The following is a 14,898-nucleotide window of genomic DNA, read 5'->3' as shown; positions in this document are numbered from 1 at the left end:
AGACATGCAAATCTCTGAAGAAAAACTGATTGAAGACCTGAGCCGAGGCTCCTACCAGGCGTTTAACATCATATATAATATGTATGCCAAACGTCTCTATGCCTATTGCATGCAATACGCCAAGAGCACGGAAGACGCCGAAGACATCCTGCAAGGCGTCTTCTGCAAGCTGTGGGTCAACCGCGGTCAAATCAAGGAAAGGCAGTCGCTCAAGTCACTGCTGTTCACCATCGCCCACCACGCGGTCATCGACGCCTACCGCCGTCGGCTCCTTTCGCCCACCTATGAGGAGTATGTAGCGTACAAAGCAGCTCCGGAAACCGACGGCAGCGAGCGAATCGAATACGAAGAGTTTGTCGACAAGCTCAACTCCATCCTCGAATCACTGCCCGAAACGCAGCGAAACGTCATCCGGAGGGCCAAGTTTCAGGGCATGCGCAACGCAGACATCGCCGCCGAACTCCAACTGAGCGAGCAGACGGTCAAGAACGCCTTGTCCGTCGGAATGAAGACTTTGCGCGGCAAACTGGCCGCCCGAGCCACCTTGCTGCTGCTCGCGCTGTTACTGATTATTAACAAATGACCGTGGTATCTTTGCACGGCTTCAACGTCTATACTATAAAAACAGGACTATGGACAATCATTTGAACGACAAATACAGGCACGACCGGCTGACACCCGCGGAACTAACAGCGTGGAAAAAGCAGGTGGCCGCCATGGAGGAGCACGAAATGAAGCAGCTGATAGCCCCCTCGTGGTTCGACGAAGAGCCGGCCGAAGCGACTGTCTCCGACGACCGCGTGAACGCGCTGAAGGAGCGCATCGACCGCGACCTCTCCACAAACGGCCGCAAGCCGAAGGCCTCCCTCCCCAAACGGATGGCCCTGGCGGCCGCCTCGCTCCTGATTCCCATCCTGCTGGCGTCCACCTACTACTTCTATCACGAAAGCCGGCAAGCCTTCGACAACCGGATAACCGTCGCCACAAACAAGGGCGAACAAGCCACCGTCGTGCTGCCCGACGGCTCCATCGCCAGCCTCAACTACAACAGCCGGCTGTCCTACTACGCCCATGACTTCAACCACCGGGAACGCAACATCACGTTCGACGGACACGCCCGCTTCGAAGTGGCCAAGATGGCCGACTGTCCTTTCAACATCCACATGCACGAACTACAGGTGCATGTCTTGGGAACAAAGTTCTACCTCGACGCCCGACAAGACCGCGACATGGCCCGCCTGACCCTGGAGGAGGGGCTCGTGAAGCTCACTGCACTGAAGACCAACAAGGAGGCCTTCGTGCATCCGGGCGAAACGGCAACGCTCTACTACGCCACGGGAGAAATCAAGGTCAGCCGAAAGCATGCCGAAAGCACGCTGCAGGCCTTGCGCAGCAACCTGCTGGTGTGTGACGGACAGGCCTTGAGCCGCATTCTGCCCGAACTGGAAGACGCCTATCGCATGCGCTTCATCGTCCATACGGACAAGCCGCTGGGCACATTCACGGGCAAACTGCCCCTCGACAACCTCATGGAATCCATCCGAATCATTGCGGCGACCTATCGACTGAACTACACGATAGAAGGCAACGACGTCCATTTCAATCCTATCAAGAAGTAAAAAGGCAGCTTTTACATGTTGTGAAACATAAAAAAGCGATGGTACCTTTTGTGTATCATGTAGTCTTACATGTAGAATGAACTTTCATTCTCATCTCTTTATTAACTAAAACCTATCTTTACATGAAACGAAGCCTTCTATCTACCTACCGGCTTTTGACCTTTCTATTCTGTCTTTTCATGACCATTGTCATGAATGCGCAGACACAGAAAGTCAACATCAACATCAAAAATGCAACGCTGCAATCACTGTTCAGCGTAATCGAGAAGCAAACCGATCTTCATTTCTCCTACCAGACCGACGTCGTCAGCTCACCACGGCGGGTGACACTCAATCGACAAAACGTGTCGGTGGCCGACGTACTCACGCAGGTGCTGCCCGATTTCAACCTCCACTACGAGCTTGTTTCAGCCAAGTCCATCGTCATCACCCGCCAAGAGGCGGCCAAGCGCCCTCAACAAACAGCCTTGCACAAAGTCTCCGGCACCATTCTCGACGAACACGGAGAGCCGATTGTCGGCGCCACCATCAAGCAACAAGGCGGCAAGAACGGCACCATCAGCGACCTCGATGGACGCTTCGTGCTCGACGCGCCCGAAGGTTGCACGCTCACGATATCCTACATCGGCTATGCCGACAAGACCGTGAACGCCAAGCAGGACATGACCGTCACGCTCAGCGCCAACATCGAAGCCCTCGACGAGGTTGTTGTCGTGGGCTATGGCATTCAGAAGAAAGTCGACGTGGTCGGCTCCATTTCCACCGTCAACAGCAAAGAGCTGGAAGGCCGTGGCGTCAGCAACGTGTCGAACATGCTCACCGGCCACATGGCGGGCGTCACCATCACGCAGAAAAGCGGCAATCCAGGACAAGACGGAGGAACCATCCGCGTGCGTGGCGTCGGTTCTTTTGGCGCAACCCCCGAACCGCTGGTGCTGATCGACGGCATGCCGGGCACGCTCAGCGAGCTCATACCCTCCGACATTGACAACATTTCCATCCTGAAAGATGCTTCGTCAGCTGCCATCTACGGTTCACGCGCCGCCAACGGCGTCGTCCTGGTGACGACCAAACGTGGCCAGGAAGGCAGAACACGCGTCATCTACAATGGTTCCGTCGGCTTCAGCAAAGCCATAGAACTGCCTGATTTTGCCCATTCCCACGAGTTTGCGGAATACTATAACATGGCAATCGGCAAACAGACCTACACCCCTGAAATGATTCAGAAGTACAAGGACGGAACCGACCCCGACAATTATGCCGATGAAAACTACCTTCAGAAGCTCTTGGGAGGCTGCGCTTTCCAGACAAAGCACGAAGTGAGCGTGAATGGAGGCACGGGAAAACTGCAATACATGGCCTCGATGGGCTACCTGCGACAGAACGGTTTGATGGAAAGAAACTACTTCAACCGCTACAACGCACGTGTAAATCTGAGCGCAGACCTCACCTCCAAGCTGAAATTGGACATCCGGTTGAGCGGCACCATCTCCGACCGGCACGAACCATCGACCCCCGGCGCGCTCGACATAGCGGGCGTAACGGGCATTATCCAACAGGCCGTGCGCTTCCCCGGGCTTACCCCCAGCTATCTGAAAGACGGCAGTATCGGCCTGGGGCCCAAGCTTCAAGGCTCTCCCATAGCCTGGGCCAACAGTGCTTCCTACTATCGGGAAGACCTCGATAGAATGAAAGCAAACATGGAATTAGCCTACACGCCTGTCAAAGGAGTGGTGCTCAGAGCCATCGGCGGATACAATTACAGATTGTCGAATGTCTACGATTACCGCTGCGACATGACACTGACCAACGGCAAAGGCACCGGTCCGTCGTCACTCTCACACGGCATGGCGCGCACCGCATACAAGACTTTCCAGTTCATTGCCAACTATAATACGAAAATAGGCCTTCACGATTTCTCCGTTCTCGGTGGCTACACATGGGAAGACGAGGGGCAACGTACACTCTCAGGTTTCCGCAACAACTTCCCTTCCGACGAGACTCCCTATCTCGATGCAGGAGGAGCCGACGGACAACTCAACGGCGGTGGCGGCTATGACTGGGCCATCCAGTCACTTTTCGGTCGCCTTACTTACAACTACGACCAGCGTTATCTCTTTGAAGCCACGGCCCGTTACGACGGTTCATCACGCTTCCCCACCGACAGCAAGTATGGTTTCTTCCCCTCCGTGGCCATCGGTTGGCGTATCTCTGAGGAGCATTTCTGGAAAAACATCAGCACGCTCGACTTTATCAGCAACCTGAAACTCAAGGCTTCCTACGGTGTCTTGGGCAACAACAACATCGGCAACTATCCCTACCAGTCGGTCTACACCCTGAATTCCAAGCAGAACTACGTGTTCGGCGGCGTATATAAGCAGGGGGCGGCCATCACCACTTACGTCGACCCCACTTTGAAATGGGAGCGTACCCGCACGTCCGACATCGGTATCGAGACAGCTTTCTTCAACAACCGGCTGACTTTCAACGCCACCTACTTCTACCGCAAGACCACAGACGTGCTCTACAAGCCGGCAGCCAGCTACTCGGCCATCTTCGGCCTCAACATTTCACAGGTGAACACAGGTGCTTTGGAGAACAAGGGATGGGAGTTTGAAGCAGGTTACCAAAACCATATCGGAAAGTTCAACTACCATCTAAACGGCAACTTCTCCATTATCAAGAACAAGGTCCTCACTCTGGGTATGGGTAATGTCAAACAAAACAACGGCATGGTGGGCAATGGCAGCAGCCTCTTCATCGGCTATCCTATGGAAATCTTCTATGGTTACAAGACCGACGGCGTATTCCTGAAGGACGAAGAGGTGGCTCAATGGTACGACCAAAGCGCCATCGCCAAGGGCAGCAAGGCCGGCGATCTGCGCTATGTCGACACGACAGGCGACAACAAGGTGACAGCCGACGACCGCGTTTACTTGGGTTCAAGAATACCGAAATACACGTTCGGCCTGAACATGGGCTTTGAATACAAAGGTCTGGACTTCAGCATGTTGCTCCAGGGCGTGGCCGGTGTCAAGGGAATGTTGTCCCGTTTCGCCGGACTGGCGTTCAACCAGGAGGGCAACATCCAGCGTTGGCAGATGGAAGAGAACTGGAATGTGCAGCAGGACAACCGCTATCCCAAATACCCCCGGCTGGAAATTACGTCGAATGCGGGCAGCAACAACACGCTCACGTCCGACTTCTGGCTCCTCGACGCTTCGTTTGTAAAAGTACGCAACATCCAGTTGGGCTACACACTGCCCAAGAACCTCCTGAAGCCTGTCGGACTCTCAGCCCTGCGCCTCTATCTTTCACTCGACAATCCGATATCCTTCGACAAGTACAGAAAGGGTTGGGATCCTGAAAACACCCAAACCGACGGCAGCTATTATCCAACCTTGTCGACATATACATTAGGTCTAACTTTAAACTTCTAAGCAGCTATGAAACGTTCAATATACACCTCTCTCTGCGCTTTCGCCATGCTGGCGGCCTTCCAGTCATGCAGTCTGGAACGCTCGCCGCTCACCGACTTGTCGGAAAAGACTTTCTGGGATAGCAACAAGAACTCCGAACTGGCCCTCACGGCACTCTACCGTGGCAACATAACCAATGGCGTTGAATTTTCACCCTCAGACTTCTGGTCGTATGCCGGCCTGCTCTACACCGAACATCTGACCGACAACGCCTTCGACCGAAGGGGCGAAAACAACGCGTTCTTCCAGATTTCAAGTGGCAAACTGACCAACGCCAACAACTTCATCAAGCAGTACTGGACCGTTGCCAACCAACGCATACAACGTTGCAACCGCTTCTTGGAAGGCGTGCAAAAGATGACCGACGGCCCCGCCAAGACCCGAATAACAGCTGAAGCACGCTTCTTGCGGGCCACGCAGTACCTCTATCTGACAAGCTACTTCAAGGATGTGCCCCTCGTAGAGCAGGTGTTGACCGGCGAAGAGGCCAACAATGTGAAGAAGGAGACCCAAGCCAACATCCTTACATGGTGCGCCAAGGAGTTCAAGGCGGCCGCGGCCGACCTCCCACGGTTCAAGGACATCGCTGCCACCGAGACGGGACGCGCCTGCAAACAGGCTGCCCTCGCCTTCCTCGGACGCACCTACATGCTCATGAAAGACTGGACACACGGTGCGGAAACCTACAAGGAAATCATCGACCTGGGCGACAACGATATCCACGCGCACTATCGTGAGCTGTTCCAGCCGAAGTCCGGCGTAGGCAACAAGGAGAACATCTTCTACATTTCCTATCTCGCCAACTATTTCGGCTGCGGTCTGCCGCAACACAACCTTGCCGCCAAGGATGGAGGATGGAGCCTTTCCAACCCTTCGGGCGGTCTTTTCGAAGCGTATGAGTTCAACGACGGCACGCCCTTCAGCTATGAAGACCCGCGCTACAACCCCGAGAATTTGGGCGAAAACAGAGACCCCCGCTTGGACTACACCATCTATTACAACGGCGCGACCTTCAAAGGCAGCGTCTATCGGTGCAGCCCCGACTTCGACGCGGCTAAGAAAGAGCGGCTCGACTACTCGTCCGAGGCTTCACGAACGGGCTTCATGTGGCGCAAATACTTCGACGAAAACGCCATTGGAGACATCACGAGCTACAGCGCAGTAACGCCTATCATCAGGTATGCGGAAGTGTTGTTGGGCTACCTGGAGTGTGTCCTTGAGAGCGGACAGCCTGTTTCACAGACGCTACTCGACCAAACCATCAACAAGGTAAGAGGCCGCGGCGACGTCAACATGCCTGCCATCCATGAGATCAATGCCGACAAACTGCGCGAAATCGTGCGCCACGAACGCCGCATCGAACTGGCCTACGAGGGCATTCGCTACTGGGATTTGCTGCGTTGGAACATCGCCCATGAGGTGCTGGTGGGCAAGATATGGGGCGCTCCCTATCCCGCTTCAGCCAAATATGCCAAGGCTTCGAAGGAGGTTGACCCCACAGGGCACTGCCGTTGGTATGTAGGGAAACGTGAGTTCCGTAATCCGCAGGACTACACATGGCCCATTCCGTTGTCGGAACAGAACATCAATCCGAACCTTCGCGAACCTCAAAAATAAAGAAAAATATGAACAACAAACTTTTGACCTTGGCCCTTTTGGCACCTGCCGTCACCCCGACGACAGGCGCCGCCAAGGCCTCCAAGACAACAACCGACAGACAGAAGACGCCCAACGTGGTCATCATCCTGGCCGACGACCTGGGCTACGGCGACCTGAAATGCTATGGCGCCAAGAACGTGGAGACGCCGAATGTAGACCGATTGGCCCGCAACGGCATTCGTTTCACCAACGGGCATGCCATCGCCGCTACGAGTACGCCATCGCGCTACTCGCTGCTGACAGGCGAATATGCCTGGCGAAAGCCCGATACCGACGTGGCCGCCGGCAATGCGGGCATGATTATCAAACCGAGCCAGTTCACGATGGCCGACATGTTTAAGAGCGCGGGCTACACCACCTGTGCCATCGGTAAATGGCATTTGGGCTTAGGCGACCAGACGGGACGGCAAGATTGGAACGCGCCACTGCCTCAAAGCCTCGGCGACCTGGGCTTCGACGAGCACTACATCATGGCGGCCACGGCCGACCGCGTGCCCTGTGTCTTCATCCGGAACGGCCGCGTGGCCAACTACGACCCCGAACATCCCATCGAAGTGAGCTACAAGGCCAACTTCCCGGGCGAACCTACGGGGGCCAAAAACCCGGAACTGCTCTACAACCAGCGGTCGAGCCACGGCCACGACATGTCGATCGTGAACGGAATAGGCCGCATCGGCTACATGAAGGGGGGCGGAAAGGCGTTGTGGAAGGATGAGAACATCGCCGACTCGCTCGTCGCGAACGCGGTCAACTTCATCAAAGCGAACCGCAATAGGCCTTTCTTCATGTACTTTGCCACGAACGACGTACACGTGCCCCGCTTCCCGCACCAGCGTTTCCGCGGCAAGAGCGGCATGGGACTGCGCGGCGACGCCATCGCACAGTTCGACTGGTCGGTGGGGGAAATCATGAAAACACTGGAGCAACTGAAGCTCGCCGACAACACGCTCGTCATCCTGACGAGTGACAACGGGCCGGTGGTGGACGACGGCTACGACGACCGCGCCGAGGAACTGCTCAACGGCCACAGTCCGGCCGGACCCTTCCGGGGCAACAAATACAGTGCCTTCGAGGGCGGGACGGCCGTTCCCTTCATCGCCAGTTGGCCCGCACGCATCGCCGGCGGCGACACTTCCGACGCGCTGCTCAGCCAGATAGACCTCATGGCGTCGCTCGGCAGCCTCGTCAAAGCCCGTCTGCCGCAGGGCAGCGCGCCCGACAGCCGCGACCATCTCGCCACCATCGTCGGCACCGACAGGCATGGACGCGACTATGTGCTCGGGCAGTCCAACACGCACGTGCTGTCTGTCCAGACGGCCAAGTGGCGATACATAGAACCCAGCGACGGCCCGAAGATGATCACGTGGGGGCCCAAGGTGGAGACGGGCAACCTGCCGCAGCCGCAACTCTACGACCGCGCCAAGAGCCGCTATGAGCAGGACAACGTGGCCACGGCCCATCCCGAAGTGGTCTACGAGTTGCAGAATATCCTGAGAAGGGAACGCGCCGGCAAGGCGAAATAGCAGGATACATTTGCCAAAGCAGTGCTTTCGCTTTTCCAAAGCAGCCCTTTCACACGACAAAAGGACTGCTTTTGAAAGGTGAAAGCAGCCCGTTTGCGGCGCAACCGACATGCTTTGCAGACATAACCACATGCTTTTCTTCAAGACATAAGTACATAAGTACATGTTTCTGTAAAGACATAAGGACATAAAGACAGGTTTTCTTTAAAGACAGAAGTACATAAGTACAGGTTTTCTGTAAAGACAGAGGGACATAAAGGCAGGTTCCTTCAAAGACATAGGGGCATAAGAACGTATTTCCAATTTGGATTTCGAGGCACAAGCAAGGGCCGCAAGCGGCCACAGAAAACCATGAAAAGCCGAACTGCACCGCTACAATCAAGGCCGAAGAGCGGAAAGCAAGCGGAAAACACAAAATGAAAAAACGGAAAACACAAAATGAAGAATCACCGCCCGCCCGCTTCAAACCGACAGGCACACGCAAACGAACACCAAGTGCGACGCATGAAACAGGCATTCACCGCCCACCCGCTTCAAGCCGGCAGGCACCCCCCTCCTTTGGAGGGGCGGGGGAGGCTACAGGGAGGCTTCATCGAGTACTCCTGATATCTCCCTTCTTCAACTCCACAATACGTCCCAGCCTACGCAACGCCGCACGGTCGATGGCCTTGAGGTTGCCGATGACGAAGTAGGCGCGGGGTGCCGGCTGCACCGAAGCATGATAATAGTCGCGGACGGACTGCGGCGTCGTGCGGCGGATGGCCTCCACCAAGGCGATATTGGGGTCTTGCGCATGGCCGCAAAGCTCCTGTCCGGCCACATAGTCGGGCCGCTCACGGAAGTTGGGACTGGCGTTGTTGACATTGTTCACGCACGCCTGGCGCGCCGTCAGCATGTCTTGCTCGTCCCAGGGCATGTGGGCTTGAAGGCTGTCGATGAGCAGCAGCGTCGTCAGGGCCTTGTCCGTCTGCGTGCCGGCAAGCGTATAGAAGCCGATGGGCTTGTCTTTCAATGTCTTGTGGCTGTGCACGAGGCTGATACCCTGACATGAGTAGACGAGCGAACGCAGGTCGCGCAGCTCACGGAAGAGCACCGAGTTGAGCCCGCCGCTGCTGAAATAGTTCTGCCAAACCGTGAACTTCGCCTCCACGTCGTCCGACGACAACGGCGGCAACGCGGCGTAGGTACCCACCATGGCCTGACGGGCGTCGGGCTTGTCGTAGACATAGACGACGGGCGTAGTCACCTGTGTGGCGTCGAACACGTAGCCCCCGTAGGGCATGCGTTCGGCGGTGGGCACGGCTCGGCACAACATCCGTGCCACCGAATCGGTCTGAAGGCGACCCGTGTAGCAGGCCGTCAGCTGTCCCTGCTGCGCCCGTTTGAACTCCGTCTCTACATCGCTGGCGGTCAGCCGGTCGAGTTCGGCCGTGGGCATGTCCAGCAACATGGGCGACTTCCGCCCCATTCCAATGCGCCACAACATGGCCCTGACGATGTCGTTCATGTCTCGACCGAAGTATTTGTCACCCAGACGGGCGTCCTTTCGGGCCGTGGCCATGAAGCGGGCGTCGGTCTTGGGATGGGCCAAAAGGTCGGACAGAAGCCGCAGCGAGGCCTCCAGGTTGCGGTCGGGGCCCGTCAGCCGCAGCGTCATCTGCCGGTAGTCGTAGCTGCCGGTGAGCGTGGTGCCCAGCGTCTGCAGCCGTTTGGCGAAGGCCTGCTTGTCAAGCGACGTCGTACCGAGGTAGTCGAAGAGGTCGTTCATCAGGTGAATGGGCTTGTCACCATGCAACTGGTGCCAGGTGAGCGTCAGCTCGAAGAGGTCGTTCAGCGGATTGGCGGCCGTATAGAGCTGTGCGTTGGTGCCCAAGGACGCCCGTTCCACATCGCTCCGGAAGTCGACATAGCGGGGCGAAAGTTCCTCCGTGGGCAACTGCGCCAGCGCTTTGGCGAAGGCCGAAGACAGGTTTTCGTCCGCCGTCCGCACAGGCTGGTAGGGCGGTTTTGCGATTCGGTCTTTCTTGTAACGCCCGAATTTCTTGTGAATGACGAGATATTCATCGGCGAAATACCGCCGGCAAAACGCCACGACATCCGCCTTGGTCAGCTGCGGCAGTCGTTCCACGTCCTGCAAATAGGCATTCCAGCTCATTCCGCCCGAATAGGCGTCGGCCATGGCGTAGATGCGCTGGTCGAGTTTCTCCAGCCTTTGGGCCAGTATCTTCTGATATTCCAGCTTCGCCGCGGCCAAAGCCTCCTCCGAAAACCGCCCGTCGCGGAGCTTGTCGATTTGCTCCCACAACAGCCGTTCGGCCTTCCGCTTCGTCCCGAAAGGCAACTTGGGCACGGCCAGCAGCCCCATCAGCCCCACCTCCTTGGTCAACGTGATGGACTCGGCACCCGCCATGGTGTACATCAGTTTGTGATGGCTCATCAGCGAGTCGACGAGTCCGCTGCCATTGTCGTTGCTCAAGAGCCCCATCGCCACCTGGGCGGTCAGGTAATCGGGACTGTAAGGCTTCGGGCCGCGGAACACCAAGGCCGTGGCCTTGACCAACGGGAAGGGAATCTTCAGGCCCAACGGCTTCTGGGGGTTGAACGGCGCCAGGCCGACGTCGGCCCGATGGGGTGCCGCCCCGCTGCGGATGCGTCCGAACGTCCGTTCGAGCAGCGGCATGATGGAGTCGGTGGCGAAGTTGCCGCAAAGGATCAGCGCCATGTTGTTGGCCACATAATATTTTTGAAAGAAGGCTTCCATGTCGGAAAGGCGGGGATTCTTCAGGTTCTCCGTGCTCCCGATGACGGAATAGCCGTAGCTGCTGCCTTTGAAGACAAGCCTCTGGAGACGGTCCATCAGGCTGTGGCCGAAATCGTCCGCGGCCCTGTTCTTCTCTTCATACACCGTTTCAAGCTCGCCCTGGAACAGCCGGAAGACGGGTTGGATGAAGCGTTCGCTGTTGAGGGCGCACCACTGACGCAGGTATTGCGGCGCGAACTCGCTGTGATAGACGGTCTCGTCGAGGCTCGTGAAGGCGTTGACGCGGCTGCCGCCATAGCGGGTGAGGAGTTTGGAGAACTCGTTGGGAATGGCGTAGACGGCCGCCTGACGGTTCAGTTGGTTGATTTCCTGCTGGATGCGGCGACGCTCCTGCGGGTCGGCCGTGCGCGAAAGGGCGTCGTACTGCCGTGCGATTTGGTCGAGAAAAGGCTTCTCTTTCGCGTAGTCGGTGGTGCCGATGGTCGGCGTCCCCTTGAACATGATGTGCTCGAAGTAGTGGGCTATGCCCGTGTTGGGGCAGTCACGGGCACCGGCCCGCACGACGACATAGCCGATGACCTTGGGCTGTGTGTCGTCGGGATTGAGCCAGACGGTCAGTCCGTTGGGCAAGGTCTTTTCGATGACGCGAAGCGATTGGGGGCGGTCGGCCCATGTCGGCGTGACAACCAGGCACAACAGGAAAAACAGAAGAATGCGTTTCATGCGCAAGAAGATTGATGAATGATGGAACAAAGTGTCTTTCAAAAGTAGTATAATTATAACAAGGTGGCACCAAGCGCCTGACTTTTCGCATGGTTTTTATAGTTTTTTGGCTAAGAAGGCCGTATCTTTCTACGCGCGGATGATACGCCACGAGGCCTACGCGTTCGACGCCTGCCCCTGGCTTTCGGTCGGCGTGATGGCCGGAAACATCCTCTTGGCCTATCTGCTGTTGAGGTTCTACGACCTTCCGGTTCGCAAATGGCTGAACCGGAAGACCGCTAAAAAGTAATCTTGGAGAGTATGTGGTCCGACGCTCCCGCACGACTCACCACATAATGGGCGGCCGCGTCGCCTGCCGCTCTTGTGCTGTCCGCGTCAGTTTCAAACGTTTGCATCAAATCGGCAAACGACCGTGCGCCGGCAATTTCAAAGCCTCCACCGGCCCGAAGCAGGCCTTGGGCTTCCTGAAACCGCTTGTTGTTGGGCCCGAAAAGCACGGGGATGTTCCACACGGCGGCTTCCAGCACATTGTGAATGCCCACACCGAAGCCCCCACCGACATACGACACAGTGGCGTAATGGTAGATAGACGACAGCAGACCGAAGCAATCGATGATCAAGACATCGGCTTCGGCCACCTGTTCCATAGTCGCCTGCGTGTAGCGAACGACCTTCCGGCCTTTCAGCAGGCTTTGGATTTGAGCCAAATGGCCCTCGCCGATGACGTGGGGGGCCACGATGAGCTTCCAGTCACGGTGCTGCTGGAAGTAGTTGATGAAGATTTCCTCGTCGGGAGGCCATGAAGAACCGGCCACAAACACCTTGGGCGCGTCCTTGACGAACCGCTCCACCAGCGGCAACTGGCGGCTGGCTTCCTTGATTTGCAGCACACGGTCGAAGCGTGTGTCGCCCACGACGTCGACCTCGGTGATTCCCAGACGGGCCAAAAGCCCCTTGCTCTCCTCGTTCTGCACGAAGAAATGCGTGAAACACTTCAACACCCGGGCGTATTGCGCGCCGTACCAACGGAAGAATATCTGGTCGGGGCGGAAGATGCTGCTGACACTGTAGGCGGGAATGTTACGGTGTTTGAGGATATGAAGATAGTTGTACCAGAACTCATACTTGATGAAGAAAGCCATCTCGGGCCTCACCGCGCGCAAGAAACGGCGGGCGTTGCGTATCGTGTCCAAGGGAAGATAGCAGATGATGTCGGCTCCCTCGTAGTTTTTCCTCACCTCATAGCCCGACGGCGAGAAGAAAGTGAGCAGTATCTTGTATTCCGGACAGCGCGACCGGATGGTTTCGATGAGCGGACGGCCTTGCTCAAACTCGCCCAAAGAGGCGGCATGGAACCAGATGTAGCGTGCCGAGGGATCCACTTTCTCCTTCAAGAGACGGATGGCCCGGCGTTCGCCGGCCCACATCTTCTTGACTTTCTTGCTGAAAAGGCTTGCCACGGCAACGCCAAACAGATACAGATAAATGATGACTTGATACACGCTTTCGGATTTTGACGATATAAAAACATCCGGAAACCACCCCTGACAAAGGGTGATTTCCGAACAAGAAGTTTATTTCAACACCTCGATGGCTGTGTGGAGACGGCGCAAGGTCTCCTCCTTGCCCAGGAATGCCGTGATGTCGAACATGCCCGGACCTTTGCCAATGCCCACCAAAGCCAGGCGGAAGGCATTCATGATGTCGCCGAGCTTGTAGCCTTTCTCCTCCACCCACTTCATGACGACGGGCTCCTGGCCTTCGATGGAGAAGTTTTCCACGCCCGCAAGCACGTCGGAAAGCTCCGTCATCTGCTGGGCGGAATAGTCCTTCCAACGCTTCTTGACGGTCTTTTCGTCGTATTCGGTCGGCGCGACGAAGAAGAAGGAACACAGCGGCCACAGCTCCTTGACGAAGCTCACGCGGTCTTTCATCATGTGGACAACCTGCGTGACGCGCTCCAACGACTCGTCAATTCCGTTGTTGGCGACAATCGGCGCGAAGAGTTTCGCAATCTCATCGTCGCTCTTTCGCAGGATATACTCATGGTTGAACCACATTCCTTTCTGGTAGTCGAACTTGGCACCGTGGAGCGAACACTTCGTAATGTCAAAGGCCTCGACGAGTTGGTCGAGCGTGAAGAGTTCCTGTTCGGTGCCCGGATTCCATCCCAAAAGGGCCAGGAAATTGACCACCGCCTCGGGGAAATAGCCGCTCTCGCGGTAGCCCGACGACACTTCGCCCGTCTTTGGGTCGTGCCATTCCAAGGGGAATACGGGGAAACCGAGGCGGTCTCCGTCGCGCTTGCTGAGCTTTCCTTTGCCTTCGGGCTTCAGAAGCAAGGGCAGATGGGCGAACTTCGGCATGGTGTCGGCCCAGCCGAAAGCCTGATAGAGCAGCACGTGGAGCGGCGCGCTGGGCAGCCATTCCTCGCCACGGATGACGTGGGTGACCTCCATCAGATGGTCGTCGACGATGTTGGCGAGGTGATAGGTGGGCAGCTCGTCGGCACTCTTGTAGAGCACTTTGTCGTCGAGGATGTCGCTCTTGACGACCACGTCGCCGCGAATCATGTCGTCGACATGCACCTCCCGGCCCGGTTCTATCTTGAAACGGACGGTATATTGCACGCCGTCGGCGATGAGCCGGTCTACTTCCTCCTTGGAAAGCGTGAGCGAATTGCGCATCTGCGAGCGCGTGCGGACGTCGTATTGGAAGTTCTGGATTTCGTTGCGCTTGGCTTCCAGCTCCTCGGGTGTATCGAAAGCGACGTATGCCTTGCCCTCGTCGAGCAACCGATCGACATACTCCTTGTAGATATCGCGGCGTTCGCTCTGCCTGTAGGGGCCGTGGTTGCCGCCGAAGCTGACGCCTTCATCAAACTTGATGCCGAGCCAACGGAACGATTCTATGATGTATTCTTCTGCTCCCGGGACAAAACGGTGGGAGTCCGTGTCTTCAATTCTAAAGATAAGTTCGCCTCCATGCTGGCGTGCAAACAGATAGTTGTATAATGCCGTGCGGACACCGCCGATGTGCAACGCGCCCGTCGGGCTGGGGGCAAAGCGCACCCGTACCTTTCTTTCTGCCATTCTGCTACTTAATATAAGATATATTTTTTGCAAAATTAATAC

Annotated in this window: 9 protein-coding genes; 6 read left to right on the top strand and 3 right to left on the bottom strand. The window is 56.6% G+C overall.

Annotated features, from left to right (window positions below; translation table 11 throughout):
- Positions 1 to 4 precede the first annotated feature (4 nt).
- The 5 genes from K334_RS0110535 (at position 5) to K334_RS0110515 (ending at position 8,280) form a co-directional block, all read left to right on the top strand.
- Entirely contained in the window at positions 5 to 583 is a 579-nt protein-coding gene (locus tag K334_RS0110535; RefSeq protein WP_027444931.1) for an RNA polymerase sigma factor, read from the top strand.
- Between the two features lie 49 nt (positions 584 to 632).
- The gene (locus K334_RS0110530; RefSeq protein WP_025881339.1) at positions 633 to 1,619 is read left to right on the top strand and encodes a FecR family protein; all 987 of its coding nucleotides are present in this window, start codon (positions 633 to 635) and stop codon (positions 1,617 to 1,619) included.
- A gap of 122 nt (positions 1,620 to 1,741) precedes the next feature.
- Positions 1,742 to 5,059, top strand: a complete 3,318-nt coding sequence (locus K334_RS0110525; RefSeq protein ID WP_051218739.1) for a SusC/RagA family TonB-linked outer membrane protein — start codon at positions 1,742 to 1,744, stop codon at positions 5,057 to 5,059.
- Positions 5,060 to 5,065: 6 nt separating this feature from the next.
- Entirely contained in the window at positions 5,066 to 6,715 is a 1,650-nt protein-coding gene (locus K334_RS0110520; RefSeq protein ID WP_025881337.1) for a RagB/SusD family nutrient uptake outer membrane protein, read from the top strand.
- 8 nt (positions 6,716 to 6,723) lie between these two features.
- A complete protein-coding gene (locus K334_RS0110515; protein ID WP_027444929.1) occupies positions 6,724 to 8,280 on the top strand; it encodes a sulfatase family protein in 1,557 nt (518 codons plus the stop codon).
- Positions 8,281 to 8,869: 589 nt separating this feature from the next.
- Here K334_RS0110515 and K334_RS0110510 read toward each other — a convergent pair.
- Positions 8,870 to 11,764: a M16 family metallopeptidase gene (locus tag K334_RS0110510; protein WP_025881335.1), complete on the bottom strand. Its 2,895-nt coding sequence runs from the start codon at positions 11,762 to 11,764 to the stop codon at positions 8,870 to 8,872.
- Between the two features lie 106 nt (positions 11,765 to 11,870).
- On the opposite strand from K334_RS0110510, the gene K334_RS0110505 reads away from it, so the two are divergent.
- Complete coding sequence (locus K334_RS0110505; RefSeq protein ID WP_025881333.1) at positions 11,871 to 12,053, top strand: hypothetical protein; 183 nt, start codon at positions 11,871 to 11,873, stop codon at positions 12,051 to 12,053.
- On the opposite strand, the gene K334_RS0110500 is transcribed toward K334_RS0110505, so the two are convergent.
- Positions 12,043 to 13,266 carry a 3-deoxy-D-manno-octulosonic acid transferase gene (locus tag K334_RS0110500; protein WP_025881331.1) on the bottom strand — a complete coding sequence of 408 codons (1,224 nt, stop codon included), beginning with the start codon at positions 13,264 to 13,266 and terminating at the stop codon, positions 12,043 to 12,045. The genes K334_RS0110505 and K334_RS0110500 overlap by 11 nt on opposite strands.
- A gap of 72 nt (positions 13,267 to 13,338) precedes the next feature.
- A complete protein-coding gene (gltX, locus tag K334_RS0110495; RefSeq protein WP_025881328.1) occupies positions 13,339 to 14,856 on the bottom strand; it encodes a glutamate--tRNA ligase in 1,518 nt (505 codons plus the stop codon).
- Positions 14,857 to 14,898 lie beyond the last annotated feature (42 nt).

The organism is Segatella baroniae DSM 16972 = JCM 13447 (assembly GCF_000426585.1).
Lineage (GTDB): Bacteria > Bacteroidota > Bacteroidia > Bacteroidales > Bacteroidaceae > Prevotella > Prevotella baroniae.
The sequence above is the reverse complement of the archived record's forward strand: the minus strand, read 5'-3'. Positions and strand labels throughout refer to the sequence as shown.